The sequence below is a fragment of the Fibrobacter sp. UWP2 genome (assembly GCF_900141705.1).
Classification (GTDB): Bacteria; Fibrobacterota; Fibrobacteria; order Fibrobacterales; family Fibrobacteraceae; genus Fibrobacter.
Genome location: NZ_FQYM01000015.1, coordinates 47,077 through 69,224, shown reverse-complemented (window position 1 = coordinate 69,224; position 22,148 = coordinate 47,077). Strand labels below are relative to the sequence as shown.

Annotated in this window: 19 protein-coding genes; 16 read left to right on the top strand and 3 right to left on the bottom strand. The window is 53.2% G+C overall.

Going from position 1 to position 22,148, the window contains the following annotated elements:
* Window positions 1–79 precede the first annotated feature (79 nt).
* Window positions 80–1,744 (top strand): LTA synthase family protein, encoded by a 1,665-nt coding sequence (locus BUB55_RS08560; RefSeq protein ID WP_073189973.1) that lies wholly within the window; start codon window positions 80–82, stop codon window positions 1,742–1,744.
* A gap of 168 nt (window positions 1,745–1,912) precedes the next feature.
* The gene (locus tag BUB55_RS08555) at window positions 1,913–2,914 is read left to right on the top strand and encodes a hypothetical protein (protein ID WP_143152978.1); all 1,002 of its coding nucleotides are present in this window, start codon (window positions 1,913–1,915) and stop codon (window positions 2,912–2,914) included.
* Here BUB55_RS08555 and BUB55_RS08550 read toward each other — a convergent pair.
* Window positions 2,885–3,997, bottom strand: coding sequence for a glycosyltransferase (locus BUB55_RS08550; protein ID WP_083596949.1), 1,113 nt, complete (start codon window positions 3,995–3,997; stop codon window positions 2,885–2,887). The two genes, BUB55_RS08555 and BUB55_RS08550, sit on opposite strands and share 30 nt — an antisense overlap.
* 35 nt (window positions 3,998–4,032) lie before the next feature.
* Here BUB55_RS08550 and BUB55_RS08545 point away from each other — a divergent pair, with 35 nt between their 5' ends.
* The 10 genes from BUB55_RS08545 to BUB55_RS08500 all read left to right on the top strand — a co-directional run bounded on the left by BUB55_RS08545 (window position 4,033) and on the right by BUB55_RS08500 (window position 15,026).
* Window positions 4,033–5,082 carry a glycosyltransferase family 4 protein gene (locus tag BUB55_RS08545; RefSeq protein WP_073189968.1) on the top strand — a complete coding sequence of 350 codons (1,050 nt, stop codon included), beginning with the start codon at window positions 4,033–4,035 and terminating at the stop codon, window positions 5,080–5,082.
* A gap of 35 nt (window positions 5,083–5,117) precedes the next feature.
* Entirely contained in the window at window positions 5,118–7,415 is a 2,298-nt protein-coding gene (locus BUB55_RS08540; RefSeq protein ID WP_073189967.1) for a glycosyltransferase, read from the top strand.
* On the top strand, window positions 7,412–8,224 hold the full coding sequence (lptC, locus tag BUB55_RS08535) for an LPS export ABC transporter periplasmic protein LptC (protein WP_234971872.1): 813 nt from the start codon (window positions 7,412–7,414) through the stop codon (window positions 8,222–8,224). Before BUB55_RS08540 ends, lptC begins: the two co-directional genes overlap by 4 nt.
* On the top strand, window positions 8,221–9,657 hold the full coding sequence (locus BUB55_RS08530; protein WP_234971871.1) for a hypothetical protein: 1,437 nt from the start codon (window positions 8,221–8,223) through the stop codon (window positions 9,655–9,657). Before lptC ends, BUB55_RS08530 begins: the two co-directional genes overlap by 4 nt.
* Complete coding sequence (lptB, locus tag BUB55_RS08525; RefSeq protein WP_073189965.1) at window positions 9,654–10,391, top strand: LPS export ABC transporter ATP-binding protein; 738 nt, start codon at window positions 9,654–9,656, stop codon at window positions 10,389–10,391. Before BUB55_RS08530 ends, lptB begins: the two co-directional genes overlap by 4 nt.
* An 8-nt stretch (window positions 10,392–10,399) precedes the next feature.
* Window positions 10,400–12,022, top strand: coding sequence for an RNA polymerase factor sigma-54 (rpoN, locus tag BUB55_RS08520; RefSeq protein ID WP_073189964.1), 1,623 nt, complete (start codon window positions 10,400–10,402; stop codon window positions 12,020–12,022).
* Window positions 12,023–12,197: 175 nt separating this feature from the next.
* Complete coding sequence (hpf, locus tag BUB55_RS08515) at window positions 12,198–12,515, top strand: ribosome hibernation-promoting factor, HPF/YfiA family (protein ID WP_073189962.1); 318 nt, start codon at window positions 12,198–12,200, stop codon at window positions 12,513–12,515.
* Window positions 12,516–12,529: 14 nt separating this feature from the next.
* Entirely contained in the window at window positions 12,530–13,546 is a 1,017-nt protein-coding gene (gene hprK / locus BUB55_RS08510) for an HPr(Ser) kinase/phosphatase (protein ID WP_234971870.1), read from the top strand.
* Window positions 13,547–13,592: 46 nt separating this feature from the next.
* Window positions 13,593–14,465, top strand: coding sequence for an MlaD family protein (locus BUB55_RS08505; RefSeq protein ID WP_159431950.1), 873 nt, complete (start codon window positions 13,593–13,595; stop codon window positions 14,463–14,465).
* 87 nt (window positions 14,466–14,552) lie between these two features.
* On the top strand, window positions 14,553–15,026 hold the full coding sequence (locus tag BUB55_RS08500) for a TraR/DksA family transcriptional regulator (RefSeq protein WP_073189957.1): 474 nt from the start codon (window positions 14,553–14,555) through the stop codon (window positions 15,024–15,026).
* Between the two features lie 75 nt (window positions 15,027–15,101).
* On the opposite strand, the gene BUB55_RS08495 is transcribed toward BUB55_RS08500, so the two are convergent.
* Window positions 15,102–16,196 carry a serine hydrolase domain-containing protein gene (locus tag BUB55_RS08495; protein ID WP_073189984.1) on the bottom strand — a complete coding sequence of 365 codons (1,095 nt, stop codon included), beginning with the start codon at window positions 16,194–16,196 and terminating at the stop codon, window positions 15,102–15,104.
* 97 nt (window positions 16,197–16,293) lie between these two features.
* Between BUB55_RS08495 and BUB55_RS08490 the strand changes: the two genes are divergently transcribed.
* From BUB55_RS08490 to BUB55_RS08475, 4 genes are all read left to right on the top strand, one after another.
* A complete protein-coding gene (locus tag BUB55_RS08490) occupies window positions 16,294–16,851 on the top strand; it encodes an NUDIX hydrolase (protein WP_073189956.1) in 558 nt (185 codons plus the stop codon).
* On the top strand, window positions 16,848–17,090 hold the full coding sequence (locus tag BUB55_RS08485; RefSeq protein ID WP_255369497.1) for a DUF1653 domain-containing protein: 243 nt from the start codon (window positions 16,848–16,850) through the stop codon (window positions 17,088–17,090). The genes BUB55_RS08490 and BUB55_RS08485 overlap by 4 nt, the downstream gene beginning before the upstream one ends.
* 111 nt (window positions 17,091–17,201) lie before the next feature.
* Window positions 17,202–19,739 (top strand): InlB B-repeat-containing protein, encoded by a 2,538-nt coding sequence (locus BUB55_RS08480; RefSeq protein ID WP_159431949.1) that lies wholly within the window; start codon window positions 17,202–17,204, stop codon window positions 19,737–19,739.
* A gap of 147 nt (window positions 19,740–19,886) precedes the next feature.
* On the top strand, window positions 19,887–21,164 hold the full coding sequence (locus BUB55_RS08475; RefSeq protein ID WP_073189951.1) for an O-acetylhomoserine aminocarboxypropyltransferase/cysteine synthase family protein: 1,278 nt from the start codon (window positions 19,887–19,889) through the stop codon (window positions 21,162–21,164).
* Window positions 21,165–21,217: 53 nt separating this feature from the next.
* On the opposite strand, the gene BUB55_RS08470 is transcribed toward BUB55_RS08475, so the two are convergent.
* Window positions 21,218–22,147 carry a DMT family transporter gene (locus tag BUB55_RS08470; RefSeq protein WP_073189949.1) on the bottom strand — a complete coding sequence of 310 codons (930 nt, stop codon included), beginning with the start codon at window positions 22,145–22,147 and terminating at the stop codon, window positions 21,218–21,220.
* Window position 22,148: the final 1 nt, after the last annotated feature.

The following is a 22,148-nucleotide window of genomic DNA, read 5'->3' as shown; positions in this document are numbered from 1 at the left end:
CTTGGTGTTTTTTTGCTGAACCAAATTTACAAGTTGGAGACCACCTTTTTCTTTTTGGTTGCAGAAATTTCAACTAACTTTGGGGCATCTTCCCGTATCCGATACGGGCCTTGTCGCAAGTATTTTCAAGGAAGGCGCGTTCCATTTCCTGTTCAGTTTCTTTACGGTGGTCGCGGCCATCGTCGGTCTCGCGTTCTTTTCGCGCGGGAACCGCCTGGAGCGTGCCGTCGCGCGTCCGTTCCATAAGTCTTTCGTGGCGCCTGTCGTAGCGATTCTCGTGTTCGCGATTCTTGGCTGCACGTCGCACATGTGGTTCAACCCGTCTCACCGCCGCTGGCCGCGCATCAAGCCTATCCCGTACGTGCTTGTCGAGGAGGCTTTGCATGCGTTCGAGTCGCTGGAGCCGCCGGCCGATTACCGCGAAGGCATCCTCGCGCTGGGAGGCAATCCCGATGCGGAATATCCGTTCTGGCATTGGGCGGGCGGCGATTCCGCGAATGCAGATGCGGTGGAGAAGGCAAGCCTCGATGCTTTCAAAGCGCGCCCCCTCGAAGAGCGTCCGGACATCATCCTCTTCAATATCGAGAGCTTGCGTGGCTGGACAAGCGATATGCGTACCAGGAGCTGCATGCGTTTCCCGAACCTTTGCAAGCTTGTTTTAAGCGGTACCTACTACCCGAACGCGCACAGCGTGGGCTACCCGTCCATCGAAGGTTTCCTTGGCATCATGGTGGGTGTGCCGAGCCATCCGCGCGCGACTTTCCTGTACAACTATCCCAACACGCGCATGCGTTCGATTGGCGATGTGCTGCAGGCGGCGGGTTACAATAGGCAGGTGCTCTGCGGTTCCGACCCGAAGCTCGACAACGAACTCGTGTGGCAACAGAAGTGGTTCGACTATAACGAATTCAAGCCGGAAAACGACAACGATGTCGCGCTTGCCCGTCGCTTCGTGGAGATGTACCGCGAACGCGATAAGGATAAGCCGCTGTTCTTCCATTGGATGAGCCGCAGTATGCATATCCCGTTCGACTTGCCCGCCGATATGGGCGAACGCCCTGCCGATGCAGAAGCGGCCTACCTGCGTGCCGAAGCCTACATGGATAGCGCCCTCGGGATTATTGTGAACGAGGTGAAGAACGGACCGCGCGCGAATAGCACTCTGTTCATTCTGGTGGGGGACCATTCGTACCCGAACAGCGCGCAGACGGCGGAATCGGAACGCCTCGGCAAGATTCACGAAGGCGAGACCTGGGTGTCGCTGATTTTCGCCGGAGCGGGTGCCGAACGGACAATGGACCTGCGTCCCGTATCGCAGGGAAGCATCGCCTCGTCGATTGTCGCTTTCCTGGGACTCGATGTATCGAACCACTTCATGGGCGCAAAGCTTATTTCGAAAGCGGTTCCGCCCAATTCCGCGGATTCCCTGCAGCCTTCCGATTCTGCGGATTCTTCTGTCGTGCCGTTACGAGAACTTCCCGGCGTGTATTCTTTCCGCCAAGGCGAAATCGCCTACCGTATCGATTCCCTCGCGTTCTTCGCGGGCATGGACGATGCTACGCCTGCCACCGTGCGCACCGCCAGTTGGAAAGCGGACTGGGACGTTTCTCGCCCGGTCGAAGGATTCGTTTCGGGACGCAGCGTCACTGTGGATGAAAAGCTTCTCGCCGAGACAACCGCGAAGATGCGCGCCGCCGCGCGTGCTTGGGAATTCGTGGTGACAAAGAACAAGCTGATGCCTTGACGGGATTCGTCGGGCATCCTGTCCCCCGTAAATGGCCCTTTATCAAAAAAAAAACGCCATATGTTGTAAAAACGTTTTTTTAATGTCTATTTTAAAAAAATGGACGTTTTTTTTGTACGGAATGGAATTACATGTCTTTTTATTTGCGTCGTCTGCGCCTTTGCAGATTTGGATAACCCGCAAATCAACTTTACCGTCGTGGAAGATGAGCCGGAAAACGTCTCCCCCTTGGTCACCAAGGTGCCTCGCGCATTTGTCTGCGTAGGTCCGCTTGTAGAAAAAGGTGAATGGCCCAAAGAAATCGACGTTGATGAAATCCAGGGAATTACGGACGATTCGAAACATTACTACATCACGAACCAGTGGGAAATCTACAAGATTGCAAAAGAGAACCCTCGGAAGGTTGTAGCGAAGCTCCACTTGATGAGGATACAGCATTTCTTGAAGGATGGCTTCTACCGCCATTTCGGGGGAATCTCCTATTACAAGGGGTTAATCTATGTCGCAACTACAGGACGTGTTCATCCGCTGACGACAAGGCGCGCCGTTCCTATTGTCGTTGTTCTTGATTCGGACCTCAATTTCGTGAAATTTGCGAGGTTCCCAGAGAAAACTCAAGCGGGAGCCGCCTGGATTGCGGTAAACCCGGTGGACGGGCACCTGTATTCTTCGTACGGAGATTCTGTGTTCGAGTATTCCCGCTCTTTTGGCAACGGCGATGATCTTACGTTGCTTTCTGGCTATCGCATGGATTTTGAACATGCCGACCTGTCTCAAGAGGAATGGGATGATGCTGTCGCGCAGGGCGGAACGTTTACGAATGATGGTGTTCTTTTTTACGTTCTCGACTTGAAACATGCCGAGTACAGTGCAAGCACGGGAGTGCATGCGTTTGTACTTAACAACGGCATGGCAAGCGAAATAGATGTTCTTGGCTTAAACAACAAGGGTGAACTGCGTCCGTTCATTTCGGTAAAGTACCGAGGTTCCATGGACGGGGATAGATTCTGGGAAATGGAAGACGTGCAGTTCGGCGTTGACTCGGTAAGCGAGTATATTGACCTGCTCAAGTTGCGCAACGGGAAGGAGGACGAAGCCGAAATCGTCCGTTACCGATTGATTCACGATCTCAAGGGTGCGTTAAACAAGCTTGTCGAAGATCTCTTCTAGTTTTTCGTTCTGCTTGACGGTGTCGTATTCCGCTTCCATCTTGGCGCGGGCGGCTATGCCCATCCGCGTGCGCAGATTGTAGTCGCTTGCCAGGGCGTCCATGGATTCGGCTAGCGAATCAACTTCGTGCTGCCCCACCAAATAGCCGGTTTTGCCGTCTTCGACAATTTCGGGAAGCCCGCCGCAATACGTGCCGATGCTTGCCATGGCGCTTGCTCCGGCTTCCTTGAGCACGATGAGTCCTGAATCGCGGTCGTTGTTTTTCGCGACAATGCAGGGGGCCACGAGCACATCGTAGTTCGCGAGAAGCTCGGGCATCAGCTGCGCGGCGACGCTTCCCTTGAAAATGACTTTGTCTGCAATACCGAGTTCTGTGGCGAGGCTTTGGAGCTGTTCTTGCAGCGGGCCCTTGCCTATGAGCGTGAGCGTCGATTCCTTGTGCTTGCCCGCAATCTTCGCGAATGCACGAAGACCGTATTCAAAGCCCTTCTTTTCGACCTGGCGGCCGATCATCAGGAACTGGGCGGGTCGTTCGGGACGCTTGAACGGCGTGAATGCCGAAGTGTCGACGCCGAGCCTGTGTACATGAATCTTGCTCTCGGGGGCGCCCAGCTGCACCAGGCAATCGGCGAGCTCTTGCGAGGCGGGCAACAACAGCTGCGCCGTCTCGAACATTCTCTTGTATGTGCGCTTGTAAAATAGGTAGTCGATGGGGATGTGCGGGTTCAGCAAGATTCCCACATCCACTCCGTGGAGCGTCACGATGAGCGGCTTGTCGACCTTGCGTGCGGTGGCCGCAATCAACGCCCCGTTGGTGCCGAAGTGCGCGTGTATGAACTTCGCCCCGCTTTCCTTTATGACACTTGCAAACTTGCCGCAGGGGAGTGCCGCATAGTAGAGCATCCGCGCGACGGGGCCGAGCGATGTGACGTGATCGTAGGGGAAGTTTTCGCGTGCCGGGTTCAGGCCGCGGGCCAGTACGTAGGGCTCGTATTTCTTGGCATGCTTCACCTGGTCGTAGATGAAGGTCTCGCTGTAGGGTAGCCAGTTGCCGATTGCCATCGCGTACGGGATTTTCGTCATGCCCCCAATATAGTATATTTGGAATGGTACACTCCATGCGCAAAACCAAAGTCTGCTTTTACCCCACTTGCGAGAATGCCTCCAACCACTTTCTCGCCAATTTAGCCCGGTTGCTTTGCACCGAGGGCAGTTTTGAATGCCGCGGTTTTTTAGACATGGCCAAGGCCAAAAGCGCCGAACTCTTTAAGCAGGACGTTTATCACTTCAACTGGTTCGACCAGAGCATCTCTTTTTTCTCGTTTTGGTATCGACTCTACATATTGCTGCGCCTTAGGCTTGCCGGTAAAAAAATCGTGTGGACGGTCCACAACGCCATTCCGCATGGCGGTGCGCCTTGGTACAATGGCATCCTCCGTTTTTTGCTGTTGCGCTATGCCTCGGTCATCCACATTATGAGCGAAGGTAGTCGCGGGCTCCAGTTTTTAAAGGGGTTTGAGTCTAAGGTAAGGCTAATCCCTCATGGGGACTACTTCGATTCGTACCCCGAGAGCGCACTCGATGTTCGTCAAAAATTTGGTATTGATCCTGACTCCCCGCTGGTACTGTTTTTGGGGGCGATTCGTCCGTACAAGAATCTTGAACTTCTCGTTCAAAACTTCCCTGCCCATAGGGCGACGCTTTTGATTTGCGGGGGAGTGCGTCCCGCCGGTTATTTGGAAGAACTGCAAAAGGGCATCGCCAAATTGGACCCTGCGGTTAAGGACAAAGTCATTTTTGCCCCCGGGTTTGTACCCGATAACGAGTTGAGTGCTTACCTGAGGGCGGCCTCGTTCCTTGTAGCCCCCTATTCGTATGATTCGGCTTTGAACTCGGGTACGGTGCTGCTCGCCTGTTCGTACGGCAAAACGGTGGTATGCCCCGACATTGCGGGCGCTCAGGACATCCAAAAACAGGCCGACTGTCTTTACACCTACCATTACGCCACCGCGGAGGAACACGCGGTTGAATTGGCGAAGGCGCTCCAGAAGGCGTTGGATGGTTGCGAATCGGGCGAGATTCTGGCCAAGGGTGAACGTGCCCTAGGATACATGCGGCAAAATTCTTGGCAGGCTCACTCTTTGGAGTGGTATGGCCTTTACCGCTAAAATAAGCGCACTGGAATTTTTTATCTTTGAACTATATGGAGATAAAGGCCAAGGAAAGCTACCTGCCCGGTTTTACCGTATTGATTCCGTTTTACAACGAACGGAAATTTTTGCCGCGCCTTTTGCAGAGCCTCCTGGTCCAGACAAGGCTTCCCGCCAAACTCATTCTCATTGACAACGCCTCTACTGACGATTCCGTGGATGTCGCTAAAAAAGTTCTCGAGAACTCACCTGTGCCTTACGAGATTCTGCGGGAAGAGCGCAAGGGCAAGGCGAACGCCTTGGAACTGGGTTGTACGCATTTGGAAACGGAATACACGCTCTGCACCGATGCCGACACCTGGTTTCCGCCGCACACGTTAGAGCTCGCCGAAAAGCGGTTTGTTGAAAATCCTGACTACAGCTGTTATCTCGCTTTTGGATTGAACGAGGAGTGGGCTGAGGAAGAACAAAAGAACTTCATTCAAAAGTGCTACAACCTTTCAAAGCATTTTGCCGACCGCTGTTTTTCTGGCGGGTACGGGCATTTTTACCGGACAGATCCATTCCTCAAGTGCGGTGGCTATTCCACAAAGATATGGCCTTTCACCTTGATGGACCACGAAATCATCCACCGTATGCTCAAGTACGGCAAGCGCGGCTACGACAAGGAACTGTGGTGCTACACCAGTTTCCGTCGAGTAAACCGCAAGTCGGTCCGTTGGAACTTTACCGAGCGCTTCCTGTATCACAACCTTCCTTCGAGTGCGATGGGGTGGTTCTTTTACAAGTTCTTGTGGAGGCGTTTTGAAAAACGCAAACTCAATGGCGTGAACCTGCGCGAGCAGCCGTGGCAGAATGTGGCTGCGCAAGAGTCTGCTCCCAAGGACGATTTTGCCACCGACAAAAAGTACCTGATGCGGAGTTCACTCTTCTCGGTGCTCGGGACCATATTCAAGGTGGCGGGCCCCGTGTTGATGATCCTTGTCGCCCGCATTTTTGACAAGGAAATTTTTGGCATTTACGTTTCGGTGCAGTTGTTGATGCTCATGCTCAGCCGCGTGGCCGTTTTGGGTCTCGACAAGGGCTTGCACTGGTTTATCCCGCAAAACAGGCTTGAAGGTCGGCCTGCTTACTATGGCGTTGCCGAGTCGTTGCGCCGGGTCGTGCTGATTGCGGTCTTGCTTTTTGTCGTGGGTTCCGTTTCGTCGCTGTTCGGGTTGCATCACTATTCGACGAGTCTCGCCATGCTCTCGCCTTTGGATGTGTCGCTCTTTTTTGGCTCGCTCATCCCTTGGGTGATGATTCACGTTTTTTCGGGGGCTTCCGAGGGGAACCGCAAACCTCAATACAAGATTTTTGTGAACGACTTTGCTGTCGCCACCTTGGCGCCGCTGATTGCCATTGTTCTCCACTTTTGCGGGATGCCTGGCCAGCACGCCCTGCCGCTTGGTTTGTTGATCGCCAATTTTATCGGTGCTATTATTTTGGGCGGTCTTGTTCAGTCGCAGTTCCCCAACATTCTGTTCTTTACCAAGCGTAAAGTGGATGCCCAGTTGTTCCGCTATGCACTCCCGCTCGGCTTCTCCGAGGTGGTGGTTTCGCTTTTGCTCCGCATGGACTTGTGGATGGTGCTTTTGTTCTTGGGACCGGGCCCTGCCGGCGTTTATGCCCTCATGGTGACCATCTCGAACGGGCTCCGCACCATCAGTTTGAGCTACGCTCCGATTTTGCTCCCTGTGGTGGCGGGCATGCGACCCGAACGCTACGGCAAGGATCTCAAGGCGACCTACAGCTATTGCGTCGCTATGGTGACGCTCATCCAGCTCTTTATTGGTTTCTTCATTGTGCTGTTCCCCGACGAGATTTTGATGATTGCTGGCAAGTCCTTTGTGAGAAACCCCGAGGTGCTGGGCATCCTCCTTTTTGGCAACCTGCTTAACGGATTCTTTGGGCTTTCGGGCACGGTCATCAACGGCATGGGCAACAGCCGTTTTATGCTCAAGTTGAACGTGGTGACGCTTGTGTTTTCGCTTATCGCCAACGCGCTCTTAATTCCGCGATTTGGGCTTGCGGGCGCCGCCTTCGCCACGGCCTCGTACCAGTTGCTTCAATGTGTGTGGATGAACGTCTACCTTGTCCGCATGGGGTATTGGCCCTATAACATCTCGCTTTTGGCGCAGGTGTTCTGGATTCTCGTTTTGCTCGGGCTCTACATTGGCGCCAATACGGTTTTCCATCTGGAATTCTATCAAGACGTTTTGTTGTATATTGCGGCTACATTGGGTCTGCTTTTCACCTTGTGGCGCCAAGGACTTTTGGATTCCCTTTTTACCAAGAAGAAAAAGAAATGAAAAGATGGATGATATTCCCGCTTGTGGCGGCATTGTTCTTTTTCTCGGGGTGTGAGGAGATTGAAGAAGAAAAACCCTGGCTGCAGGTGGAGCGCCCGCAAATGCTGTTTACCGATACGACGCTCCTTGACAGCTACGACGAGGCTGTTTTGAGTTGGAAATTGAAGACGGCGTATTTGGAACGCTGGGCCGATAAGGAAATCATTTTTGTGCGCCCTGTCCTGGTCGACATTTACGATTCGCTGGGCGAGCGCGTCGCCTTTTTGCGCGCCGACTCCGGCAGGCTCGACATGAAGTTCACTTACGTTTATGCCTATGGTCATGTGTACGCGTTGACTCCCAAGGGCGCTTCGGTGCGAGCCGATTCGCTTTTGTGGAACAAGGCCGACAACCTGGTCAAAACCGAGAGCTATGTGCGCGTTGTCTCCGAGGACGGCGACGTTTTGCAAGGCAAGGGGTTCGAGAGTGACGCCAAGATGGATCACTGGAGGATTCTCTCCAGCGTGACGGGCATTTTCCAGGATGCTGCCAAACGCCTCAAGGAAGAAGACAAAAAGCAGGCCGAGGAGTTGGAGAAAAAACCGGATTCTACAGCGCAGGCTTCCGCCAATGCGGCTGTCCCGGCCCCGGTCTCTTCGACGCCTCTTTGGAAGCAGGCGAACCATCAGCGTACTTCCGCCGAGGATTCCGCTGCTCGTGCCGACGATTCCATTTCCCGAGCCCATAGGCACGAGATTCGCGAAAAGTTGAAGCGAATGAAGTTTATGAATCATGGAGGCGCGAACTCTAGGGGGGGAACCGCCCAATGATTCGGTTGGCCCAAATGATTCGCGCTGTTGTGGGCGGTACTCTGCTTTTGGCGGTTCTTGCTGCGGCGCAGTCTTCGCCGCTCATTATGAAGCATGCCGACAGCCTTGCCGTGGCGCGCACCTACGGGACGCTATTGCTTCAGGGCCGAGTGCATTTTGTGCACGACACTATTCAGTTCCGCACCCAGAGGGCGAGCTGGAACAAAAACACCGAGGTGGTGCAATGCGATGGTGGTTTCCTTTTTACGCACCCGTCGGGTTCTATCCAGGCGCAGACTGGCATGTACAACAAAAAGAAGGAAGTGGCGACGGCGACGGGCGACGTGAAGGCGGCGGATTCGGCGGGCTCGTACATGTTCACGGGCGAGCATTTGATTTACGACCGCAAGCAAGAAATCTTGACCATGCCCGACAAGCCCAAGCTTTTCCAGTTCGAACATCAAAAAGACAGCACCATCGACACAGTGACCATTGAGGCCAAGCGGATTGTCTACAATAAAAAGGAATCTTTTGCCGAGGCGTTCAACAGCGTGAAGGTCACTCAAAAAGACATGGTGGTCACCTGCGACACGGGCTACTTTGACCGCAAAAACAACTGGCTCAGCATGAAGGGCCACCCTACCTGCGACATGAAGAATTACCACCTGACCGGCGACTCGCTCTTTTTGGTTCTCGACGAATCGGACAAGTCGCTCAAGTCGGCACTCGTGATTCGAAACGCTCACGGCGTGCAGCAGGAAGACGCTAAAAAGGGATCCCCTGGGAGCGTGACCGAGGCCTTTGGCGACACGCTCTATTGCGAGTTCGCCAACAACAAAATTGAACGCCTGTATGTGAACCTGAATGCCAAAGGGTTCTTTTACGAGACCGACCTCCCTGATTATCGCAACCTGATGGACGGAAACCGTCTGGACCTGTACTTCAAAAAAGGCAAAATGGATTACGCGGTGGTATCGGGCAAGGCGCAAAGCACCTATTTTTACGTGAAAAAAGATCGCTCTGTTGCGGGTAAAAACGAGGCGGCGGGCGATACCATTAACATTGTATTTGACGCCCAAAAGAACGCAGTGAAGTCGCTCAAGCTGCTCGGGAACTCGACCATGGCGAGCGGCCGTTACATTGACCTCGAAAAAGAAAACCGCAACAAGGCGCTCAAGGAAGCGGCGAAGCAGGATTCTATTGCGGCGCTCCAAAAGGAAGGCGGAACGGTCGCCACTCTTGACAAAAAGGGCACGGAAAAAGCTAATATAGAGATGAGCGACGAGGAAAAAAAGAAAAAGGCGCAAAAGGCGCTTCACGCTTTTGAACTTCGCAAACGCATGAAGGATATGGCGGAGAAAAAGAAGGCGGCGGATGGGCAAACGCAAAAAACGGACGAGACGACCCCTGTAAAGAACGACAAGAACGCGAAAAAGGAAACGGAGAAAAAATGAAAAATTTGGTAAGCACGATTCGCACCGAAAAGCTTCGCAAGATTTACGGTGGCCGCCAAGTGGTGAGCGACGTTTCCATTAGCGTATCGCAGGGCGAGATTGTCGGTTTGCTCGGCCCCAACGGCGCCGGCAAAACAACTTCCTTTTACATGATTGTGGGCATGGTGCGTCCCGACTCGGGCCACATATTCCTCGACGACATCGAGATGACCGACAAGCCCATGTACAAGCGCGCTCGCCTTGGCGTAGGCTACCTCCCGCAGGAGGCGTCCATTTTCCGCAAGCTCACCGTCGAAGAGAACATCATGGCGATTCTCGAGACGCAAGACATGAAGCGCCGCGAACGCAAGCTCCGTTTGGAACAGCTGCTTGAGGAATTCAAGATTACGCACATTCGCAAGACCAAGTCCATGAGCTGCTCGGGTGGCGAACGTCGCCGTTTAGAGATTGCCCGCGCCTTGGCGAGCGACCCCTCCTTCCTTTTGCTCGACGAACCCTTCGCCGGTATTGACCCCATCGCCGTGGCCGACATCCAGTCTATTATCTCGGGACTCAAGGAACGCGGCATGGGCGTGCTCATTACCGACCACAACGTGCGCGAAACACTCAGCATCACTGACCGCGCCTACATTATGTACAAGAGCCAGGTGCTTACCGAGGGCTCTTCGGAATATTTAGCAAATGACCCCGAAGCCCGCCGCATTTACCTGGGTGACAGCTTCCGCTTGGATTAGGTGGTGCTATGGATTTAGGGATGCAGCTGGGACAATCCCAGCGATTGGAACAAACGCTTTCGCCGCAGTTATTGCAGTCGGTGACGATTTTGCAAAAGACGGCTCTAGAACTTGAGACCGCCATCAAGGAAGAAATCGAGACCAACCCACTTTTGGAAATAGACGAAGGCTTGGACGAGTTTGAAACCGCCCCCGAAAGCGGCGCCGACGACGCCGGCAACGACTATGCGGAAGACTCCAATACCGAGCGGGGTGAGATGGACTTTGAGCGCGGTACGCTCGAAGACAGCGCCGACACGGACTACGATATTCTAGACAACACTTCGGATGCCGACTGGGTCAAGCGCTTGGAAGACGGTGCCGACAATGCCGATGCTCCCTTTAGGGACTTGAACGTGCGCGACCCTGACGAGGATTTTGACCTCCCGCAAAAGGACCGCGACGCCAGTTTGCAGGACCGTCTGCTTGAACAGTTGCGCGAATGGAACGGGACCCACCAGCTTTTGCAACAGCTGCAAGAGGCCGGTTGTACGGAGCTCCATTTTCGTACCTTGGTGCAATACCTTATAGACTCTCTTGACGAGAACGGTTTTTTGCAGCCTGCCGACGAAGTTGCCATGACCAAAGTCCTCATGGACAACGACCGCTACATTGTGGAGATCGAGCGCGTGCTACGCAACGAAATCCCGCTGGAGTCGGCGAGTCTCCCCGTGGCGGAAGCCATCCACGTGTTGCAAAGTTTTAAGCCGCGTGGCATTGGCGCCCGCAACATGCAAGAGAGCTTCATTATCCAGGCGATGGCCATCGACGACTTCCCGGAATTTGCCCTCAAGGTGCTGAGAGAGCACTTTGACGACTTGATGGCGCTCCGCTACGCCAAAATCGCGAAGGACATGAACGCCTCCACCGAGCAAGTTCAGCAGGTGGTCGCGAGCCTCTCGAGGTTGAGCCCGCATCCTGGACTCCAGATTTCGAATTCGCCTACGCAAATCAAGGCCGCCGACATGCGCGTTGTCGAAAAGAAGGGCCGCTACGAAGTGGAGTGCTTCAAGTCCCACGGGGCCAGGCATCTCCGCATCAACAAGGAGTATGTGAGCCTGCTCTCTGACAAGGGCCTTAGCAAAAAGGACCGCGAGTATATCCAGAACAACCTCAACAAGGCGAACGACTTTATCAAGGCCATTGACAACCGTTACTCCACCATGGAAAAGGTGATGCGGGCTATTGTCAAGCGACAAAAGGACTTTTTCAAAAAAGGGCCCGCCTTCCTCAAGCCCATGATTTTGCAGGAAATCGCCGACGAGGTCGGGCGCGACCTCTCTACCGTGAGCCGTGTGACCAACGGCAAGTACGTGGAGACGCCCTACGGCATTTACGAGCTCAAGCAGTTCTTTACCTCGGGTGTCAAGCAGGATCCCTCGAGCAGCTCGGGCGAGGTCGTGGGCTCGGCGCAGATCCTTGCTGCCATCAAAAAGCTGGTGGACGAGGAGGACAAGAAAAAGCCCCTCTCGGACCAGGCCCTGACCGACGCCCTGGAGTCCCAAGGCATCAAGGTGGCCCGCCGAACCGTGGCCAAGTACCGCGAAGAGGAGCTCAAAATCTTGCCGGCGCGCCTTAGAAAACAGGTCTAGCGTCCCAAAAAAGCCCAAAAAGGGCAAAAAAACTCATTTATTCCAAATGGGACGGCTTTTTATCGGAAAATTCACAAAAATGCTTGTTTTTTTTGGGAAAAAAGATGTATATACTCTAAATGCGAGGTAAAATCCCCGCGATATAGTGCCATCTTTACTTTACGGAGGTATCATAATGGACATTCAGTTTTCTGCTCGCCACTTTAATGCATCTGCCGGTCTCCAGGACCGAATCCAGGAAGAAATGGATAAATTGGCAAAATTCTACCCGAACATCACCAGTGCCTCTGTAATTCTCGACCATGAAGTGGAACATCAGCGTCATTGCGAAATTACAGTCAGCATCACGGGTTCCACCGTAGTCGCCTCTGCCGATGAAGAAAACATGGGCAAGGCTGTCGACGTCACCCTGGAGCGCATCAAGGTGCAGCTCAAGAAAGCGAACGACAAGCAGAACGACCACCGCGCTCAGCCCACATCTTCTCTTGCATAATGACTGAGTCTAGGTTGAAAGATCTAAAGGTCCTGCACCGGGAGAAGCTCTCGGTGCGGGACTTTTTTTGCCATTATGGCAAAGATTTGCAGTTGGCGATCCATTCTCCCGAAACGGACCTGGACACCTTCATTGCCGAAGGCGGCATCCATCGCCCTGGTCTCGCCATGGCGGGTTATACCAAAGTTTATAGTTCGGAGCAAATACAGGTGGTTGGCCATACCGAGTGGAACTACTTGGAGTCGCTCGGACCCGAGGGCCGCAAAAAAGTTTTCGAGAACCTCTCGGTTTTCAAGGCCCCCATGTGGGTGGTGACGCATGCGCAAACGCCGCATGACGAACTCAAGGAGATGTGCAACAAGCTGCACATCCCGCTGTTCTCGACCACGCTCCACACCTACGAATTCAACAAAGTCGTCCAGCGAATCCTTGAGGAGTTCTTTGCCCCGCACGCCGTTATCCACGGGAGCCTTGTGGACGTGTACGGCATAGGCATGCTCTTTATTGGCGATAGCAACGTGGGCAAGTCCGAATGCGTGCTCGACCTCGTCGAAAGCGGTCACCGCATGGTCGCCGACGACGTGGTGCACATCAGCCATGTGGGTAACACCATCGTGGGCCGCCCCGATCCGCTAATCCGCCACCACATGGAAATCCGCGGTGTGGGCATTCTCGACATCCGTTCTATGTTCGGCATCCACGCCATCCGCAAGGTCAAAAAAATCGAAGTCATTGTGGAACTCCAGCCGTGGAGCCGCGATGTCTCTTACGAGCGTACGGGCCTCAACGAACGTGACGAGATTGTAATGGGAGTCTCCATCCCCAAGGTCGTAATTCCGGTGGCGCCGGGCAAGAACCTGACCGTGATCAGCGAAGTCATCGCGATGAACGCCTTGATGAAGATGAACGGGCAAAACGTCGCCGCAGAATTCAACGAAAGTTTAATGCAAAAGATAAAGGCCAAGGCAAAGGGAGAATATTCCGACGACCTGCTCGAAATGGATCCCCAGCACTGGTCTCCGTACGAGTAATATGAGCCCTTTCCTTAGAAAAGTCAAGTCGAATATTTTGCCTGCCATGGTAGGGATCCTCCTACTGGGCGGCTGCTGTGCCGCGTGGTATTTGTTCCATCCGGCAAGCCCATACCATGAGCGTTACACGTTCGTGGTGCGCTACGAGGCTATTGGCACGCTCTCGCCGGGAAACCGCGTGGAAGTGCGCGGCATTAGCAAGGGGCAAATCACCAAGGTGGAACTCACGGACGACGCCGTCTACGTGACCGCCGAGGTCCTGGCCGACGCCAAGATTCCGCGCAATTCGGAATTCCGTCTTATTACTGCGGGACTCATGGGCGAACGCGAGATGTGCGTGTTGAGCGGTGACTCGCCGGATCTTATTTCTGATGGCGATACCGTTTCGGGCATTTACGACAAGGGGACTTCGGGAATTTCGAGGGATCTGTTTGCCGCCCTCGACAACCTGGTCGAGATCAAGGACTCCCTTGTCGCCTTTAAGGACTCCATTGCCGAGGGCTCTTTGGGCAAGCGCATAGACCGCGTTTTCAAAAAGGGCAAAAAGTTGGTGAATACCACTGAGTCGACCGTGGATTCGTGGAAGCAGGAGGCTGAGGGCATTATCGACCGGTGCGACAAGACTTTGCAAAATGCGAAGGGGCTGCTCGAAGACGCCAATGCCAAGGGTGACAATGCCATTCAAAGCGCCCATACGCTGGTCGAGCACATTGACCAGCTGCTCGCCAAGCTCAAGGACACCAAGAACGAGTTGAGCGCTCTTGCCTCCAAGTTGGAACAAGACGACAACACCGCCGGGGCCATCGTTTCGGGCAAAGGCCGCATAATTAGCGAATTGGACGCGATTTCTGCTGACATGGATGCCTTGATCAAGGACATCAAAAAGGGCGGTCTCAAATTAAATGTTGATATTTTTTAATTTGTGTTTGCTTTTTGTAAAAAAAAAGATAATTTATCACGGATAATAACGAATCTACCAACCGAACCCCAAAAGAAGGAGTTTACCATGGCTGAGAAAAAACCTGCAAAGATGAGTGATGCTGACCTGAAGTTTTTTGAGGAACTTTTGATTGAAAAGCGGCGCCAGTTGGTGACCGCTCAAAGTGAATCAGAAAAGGCGAATGCTTTCCAGGGGCAAAAGAGCCAGTCTGGTGACGGTGGTGATTCCGACAGTGCCGATTCCGCTACGGACTACAATGCCCTCGAGACGACCTTCTCGTTGGCGGCCCGCGAAGGCAAGTACCTGGTTTACCTCGAAGAAGCTCTGCAGCGCATAAAAAAGGGCACCTTCGGTGTTTGCAAGGTCTGCAAGCAGTTGATTCCCAAGACCCGCCTTTTGGCTGTGCCGACCGCCACCAAGTGCGTGAACTGCAAAGAGGAGACCAAAAAGAAGGAACAGGAAAACAACCGTATCGAAATGGCCCGCCTGTTTGCCGAGGAACAACGCCGCGAACTTCAAAAGAAGAATTCCGGCCGCTAATTTTTGGCGACTCCCGATTTTTAAGACGTCCCGGAAACGGGACGTTTTTTGTTTGGGTGTCGGACGTCTGCCCGGCTACAGGAGCATTCCGAAAAATGCGTCGCTGATGCGTGAGCGAAATGCGTGGATGCGGTCGGCGTTCGGTTCGCGGTGCGGGTAGGTGAAGTTGCTGAGCAGCACCACTGCGGCGCCGGCAATGGGGTCGGCGACAATGCTTGCTCCCGTGAAACCCGTTTTGCCGAATGCACGCGGCGAGACGCGGGTCCCCATGAACTTGGAGGCGTTCAGTTCCCAGCCGAGGGCGGTGCAGGCGTCGGCGGTTTCAGTCGTGCCCTTGGGAATGAATTGGCGGCAGTCGGGTCGTTCAAAGGCGTTGTGGCTCACTAGATCGAGGACGCCCTCGGGCATGACCCGCACATTGTTCAAAGTGCCATCGTTCAAAACCATTTGCACAAAGTTGAGCAGGTCCGGTATGCAGCTGAACATGCCCGCGCTCCCCACGGGGAACAACTCCCGCAAAACCCATGCGCTCTCGTCGTGGATTTCGCCCTGGATTTCACGACCGCGGAACGCGCAAATTTCGGTGGGCATAATCTGTGTTTTGGCGATGCGGTTGAAGTCGCGGGTGAGCGGATCCCAGCCACTGCGGGTCATGCCGAGTGGTTCAAAGAACTGCTCGCGGCCCAGGTCCTGCAGCGACTTGCCTGTAAGGCGGTTCAAGATGATACCCAAAAGGACGCTCGCCGGGTTGCCGTAGTTGAAGTCGGCACCGGGCGCCTTCTCGAATTGGTAGGTGAAAAGTGCGTTGAGGATTTCTTTTGCCGGGAGCGTACGGAGCGTCTTCATTGGTACACGGTAATCCAGGCTGTGCGTGAGCAGGTGGAATATGCAAATGTCGTCGCGGTAGTTCGTATGCAATTCGGGGATGTAGTCCACCACGCGGGTATTGACTGCGAGCTTGCCCTCGAGTATGTAACGCAGGGCGAGCGTCGAGGTGGGGCATACCTTGGTGAGGCTCGCGATGTCAAAGACCGTGTCGCGGGGTGTATTGAACTCCACTACACGTTGGGTGCCGTCGGGCAATACGAATCCCGCCACGGCCTTGTCAAAAACGCCCTGGTCCTTGGCGGATTGCATTAATTTTTGGATGGCATCTTCGTTGAACTGCATGCCCAAATACTAACAAAAAAACTCCACATAAACGTTTTTTTTCAAAAGATTGAAGAATTTTTTCACGCAAAAAAAACAAATTGTTTAAATTATACCTATGGAAGAAGAAATCGACATCTTGAAACCGGACGGAAGCCTAGCAGGCTACTCTCGCGGGCGTACCGAAGTCCACGCGAAGGGATTGTGGCACCGCACGGTGCATGTTTGGGCGTTCGATGAATCCGGTCGAATTCTGTTCCAGCTTCGCAGCCGGGAAAAAGAGAATAACCCGGGCCTTTTGGACACCAGTTGCGCGGGTCACATTACTGCGGGCGACACCAGCAAAAAGGCCGCTCTGCGTGAGCTCAAGGAAGAGCTTGGCATAACCAAAAAAGCCTCTGACCTCACGTACCTTTTTGAATCGACCCACGAGAGCGTATTGAACAACGGGACGTATTTTGATAACGAGTACTACGACACGTACCGTATTACCCTCAACGCCAAGGAAGCCGCCTCACTTGTGCCGCAACCCGGCGAAGTTGAAAGTTTTGTGTGGATGACGCGCGATGAATTTTTCTCGAAGCATAAACTGTACCCTGCAAAATTCGTGAGCCACCCCAAGGATTATGATTACCTGACTTCCGTGATCACAGAACATAAAGGAGAGGAACTGTGAGCAAAGCCATTAACGGGCACCGCTATCGTCATTACAAAAGTCCTACAATGATTTATACTGTTATTGAGGCGAACGCGCTTGATTGTGAAGACGTTAAGCCTATGGTTGTATACAGGAGTGAGTACGAAACTCCTGAACACCCGAGGGGGACCATTTGGATTCGTTCCAAGGCGGACTTTGAAAGCCGCGTAATGCTCCCGGACGACATCGTCATCGACAGATTTACGCAAATTGATTAAAAAAAACGCCTTTTGGTGTTTATTTTTTGTCAACGATATTTTTTAATACTGCTACTTTATATAAAATAATTTCGTTATATTAAGAATATGAAGTGCTTATATTCTATGTTGTTGCTGTTATCTTTAGGTGGCCTCGGCTTTGCCGCGGTAGGCGACACGCGGACTATCACCTATCACCTGAACGGGGGCGTGAATGACCCCGCGAACCCGGATAGCTATGTCGTCATAAAAGCAGATTCTAGCGAATGCACGATTACGCTCCAGGAGCCGACCCGCGAAGGTTCCCGGTTTCTGGGCTGGTTTAAAGAAGCTACCACCGGTGTTTTTTACGACGCTCCCCAAAAAAGTATATCCCGTTGCAGTGGAGACAAATACACGCTAACAGCGCTTTGGGCCCCTGCAGTCAAGGAACCCCAGTTAAGTGCTGACAGTTGTTACCAAATCACCTCCAAGGAGGAACTTTACGCCATCCCCAAACTTTCCACCTTTGCTTGCATAGAACTCCAGAACGATATCGTGGTCAATGAAAATCTGCTGGATGCGGAAGGGAACCCGGACTCCACCCGCAATGACATCATGTACTGGAAGCCTTTTGCATTTGGCGGAATATTTGAGGGCAACGGCCACACCATTTCGGGGCTTTATACAAAAAAACAGTATGAAGCCGGGTTTTTCTCTAAGCTTTATGAAGGCGCCGGCAAGCCCCCCGTCGTAAGGAACTTGGGTATTAAGGATTCCTATTTTGAAGGTACCCCTTATGCAGGAGGTATTGTCGGCTATATAAAACAGTCGGCGCTTCTTGTCAATGTTTTTAGCGAGGCGACGGTTGTCGCGCGCGGTAGCGCCGGCGGCATTGCCGGTGCAATTATAAGCAAGGAAGACTGGTCGTGCCTTTGTGCTCCGCCTCCCTTGGCAAAGCCTGCCCTAGCAAAGCCCGAATGGCCCACGATGAACCCGAGCAACGTGACTCAGATTATCAACGCCTACAATGCGGGCCGCGTTTCCGGTGCATCTCGCCCATATGATGGAACCGGAGGCATTGTCGGTCAAGCGCAGGATTTAACCCTCGAGAACGTATTCAACATCGGAACTGTTTCTGATAGCGGCGATGCCATTTTTGGCCTTCATAATCTTGAATGGTGTTACTATGACAGTTCCCGCCACCATGTTGAAATCAAGAACACCTACTATGCCGGCGATGGGGCAGCCCAATACGGTGGATCAAAGGCGACTGCGGACGAATTCAGGGACGGGACCGTTCTAGGGAAATTGCAGGAGGGCACCTATGGTGCCGCATGGGAACAAAGCGTGGGCGTAGATCCATACCCGGTTTTAAGTTCCAATGTGAGGTATTACCTTGACTACAAACTGAACGGTGGCGTGAACAGCGACAAAAACCCGGAGTACTACACAATCGATTCCGCCGTTATTCTGTCAAGTCCCACAAAGGAGGGCGATACCTTTGAAGGGTGGTTTGCCGACAGCCTGTATAAGGAACGGATTGACACCATCAAGGCCGGTAGCAAAAAATACTACACCCTTTACGCCAGGTGGGAGAGCGAATATCTTGTGACCTATGTTGCCAATGGCGGCATGGAGCCCGAAATCAATCCCTCGCGCTGGTCCTCGGATTCCGCGGCCTATACATTAAAGGGGCTTGAAAAAGTAGGCTACACTTTTGACGGCTGGTATGCCGATTCCACGTTCAAAACGCTTGTGAAAGAGCTTGCGAAGGATCGCCGCGACGATATCACGTTATATGCAAAGTGGATAACGAACAACTATAAGATCACGTACCACTTGAACGGTGGCGAGAATGCCCCCGCTAATCCGGCAACATTCAATTTCGACACCGACATCACCTTAAAAGAACCGACCCGTAAAGGCTTTATTTTTGTAGGTTGGTTTGAAAAACTCACTTATTCCAGCGAAATCAAGAGTTTCGGGAAAACATCCTACTACAGCCGCGATTTCGACCTTTATGCGCACTGGTACCCCGAACCCAAGAAGCCCGCCACAAACGAAAACGGCTGCTACCTCATCTCAAATCGCGAAGAACTGTACTGGTTTGCACTGTACACGAGCAACAAACTTGACAGCGCCAAACTTACAGAAACCCTCCCCTGTGCCTGGCAAACAAACGACATTGTCGTCAACGAGGTCCTCGTGGATGCCGACAGCAATTGGGTGGACGGAATCGTACTGTGGCAGCCCATTGGTGTACTGCTTAATGGCAATACTTTGGTTTATTATGCCAACAACCATAGTGTTTCGGGACTATTCATCAACGATTATTACAGCCAGTCCGTATGGGAAGAATTTTTCTGGCATCCGGATGGTAAGGGCTCCTTCCCAAATATCCTGAACAGTTGCGTAAACACATACGAAGGTACCATCTGGTCGAACAGTATAAGGCAATCGCTTCGCGAAGTTTCCAAGACGCTTTCGTTCGGCGTCAATGCCGCGGGTCGCCTGCTGCAAGTCTATGGCGCCCATGCGGGCTCAAAGGTAAGCGTGTTCGATATGCAGGGCCGGGTAATTGCCAAGGGGCTGGTGGGCTCCACCGGAAACGTTGCGCTCGAAATGCGTCGTGCCGGCAGTTATCTGGTTCAGGTTGACCGGCAGGTGCGCCGGATCGATGTAAAATAGCCGTTTCTTTATGCATGTATTTGCATTTTTGCATTGACAGGTTATAGAATCTTTCTATATTTCCACATAGCTTGAATATGGATTAGAGCCTTTTACACCTCTGGCTCTATCTATATTTGAGCAAAAAATTAATCAAGAGGCAAAAGAATGGCTCATATAGAAACCGATTGTGTACAGGCCGGCTGGACCCCCACCAAGGGCGAACCCCGCGTTCTTCCCATTTACCAGAGCACCACTTTTAAGTATGATACCAGCGCCCAGATGGCCGATTTGTTCGACCTCAAGGCTTCGGGTTACTTCTATACCCGCTTGCAGAACCCGACTAACGATGCTGTCGCGGCGAAGATTGCCGCTCTCGAAGGTGGCGTCGCTGCGATGCTCACCTCCAGCGGTCAGGCCGCGAACTTCTACGCCGTCTTCAACATTTGTGAAGCGGGCGACCATTTTATTAGCACGAGCGCCATTTACGGCGGCACCAGCAACCTCTTTAGCGTCACCATGAAGAAGCTCGGCATTGAGTGCACGTTTGTGGACCAGGACGCCTCTGACGAAGAAATCGAGAAGGAGTTCCGTCCGAACACCAAGTGCTTCTTCGGCGAAACGGTGGCAAATCCGGCCGGCAAGATTCTCGACTTGGAACGTTTTGCAAAGCTTGCGCACAAGCACGGCGTCCCGATGATTGTGGACAACACGTTCCCGACCCCGATTCTTTGCCGACCCTTTGAATACGGCGTGGACATCGTGACGCATTCCACGACCAAGTACATGGACGGCCATGCGACTTCTGTCGGCGGCTGCATTGTGGATAGCGGCAACTTTGACTGGGAAGCCCATCACGACAAGTTCAAGGGTCTCACGGAACCGGACCCGAGCTACCATGGTCTCGCTTACGCAAAGGCTTTCGGCAAGGGCGCCTACATCACCAAGGCGACGGCTCAGCTCATGCGCGACCTCGGATCCATCCAGGCTCCGCACAACGCATTTCTTTTGAACCTCGGCCTTGAAACACTTCACCTCCGCATGCCGCGCCATTGCGAAAACGCGCTCGCTTGCGCAAAGTTCCTCCAGAACCATCCGAAGGTCGCCTGGGTTGATTACGCGGGCCTCGAAGGCAACAAGTACCATGAACTTGCAAAGAAGCAGTTCAAGGGCGGGCTCCCGTGCGGCGTGTTGACGTTCGGCATCAAGGGCGGCCGTGAAAAGAGCATCCAGTTCATGGACAGCCTCAAGATGATCTGCATCGTGACCCACGTGGCTGACGCCCGCAGCTGCGTGTTGCACCCGGCAAGCCACACTCACCGCCAGCTCACCGATGAACAGCTCATCGAGGCGGGGGTCGCACCTGACTTGATTCGTTTCAGCGTCGGTATCGAGAACGTGGAAGACATTATCGCCGACCTTACGCAGGCACTTGAAAAAGTGTAGCCGCGTCGTCGCGCGGTTGAAAAAGCGCGGGCGGTATGTAAAAGCCCCGGACGTTAACCGTTCGGGCCTTTTTTCTTGTACTCCGCCATGACCATCCCCAAGATGATGGCGGCGGCGCCGGTCCAGGCCATGGCGGTAATGCGTTCGCCGACGGTCAAGGAGGCGGTCACAATGGTCACGAGCGGAATTCCGTAAACGTAGTTGCTCGCAAAGATCGTTCCGAGTTTTTCCATGACTTTGTTCCACACGAGGTAGCCGAACACGCCCGCGAATATGGCGAGGCAGAGAAAGTTCAGCGCCACGACTGGTTTCTTAAATGCATGCCATGGTATGGTATGGGCCTCGCCCATGAACCCGAAGTAGTCTGCAATCATCAGCGGCATGGCAGTCACGAACGCGTAGAAGAACACCTTGCGTATCGAAAAGAACGTGCCGTACTTGCTTCTTATCTTGTCAGTAGAGTAGGCGTAGAACGTCCATGAGATGGCGGCAGTGAAGGCGAGTATGTCGCCCAGGGGCGAAAGGTTCAGTATGAACCTGCCGTTCAGAACCACGAGCACCATCCCCAAAAAAGTGATGACGGAGCCTACGATTTGCCGCGGCACGAGTTTTTCGCGCTTAAAGAAGAGCACGCCCGCAAGCATAATCAAAAGGGGGTTCGTGCAAACAATCAGTGATACGTTGGACGAGGGCGACAACGAAAGGGCGGTGTTCTCGGTCCAAAAATAAAGCGTGCCGCCAGTGAATCCGCCCAGCAAAAACTTGAGTTCGTCGGCGATGCTCTTGGCAACGAACTTTTTGTGGCTTGCGCATAGCAAGATCAGGTAGGTGCATGCAAACCGTATAAAGAATATTTGCACCGCCGAGAAACCGTGCTCTATGAGCACCTTGGTGCTCACAAAGCTCGTGCCCCAGAACGCGATGGTGATCACCGCGAGCACGTGCCAAACAAGAGGCGAAGTTTTTCCGTTGCTGTTGAACATC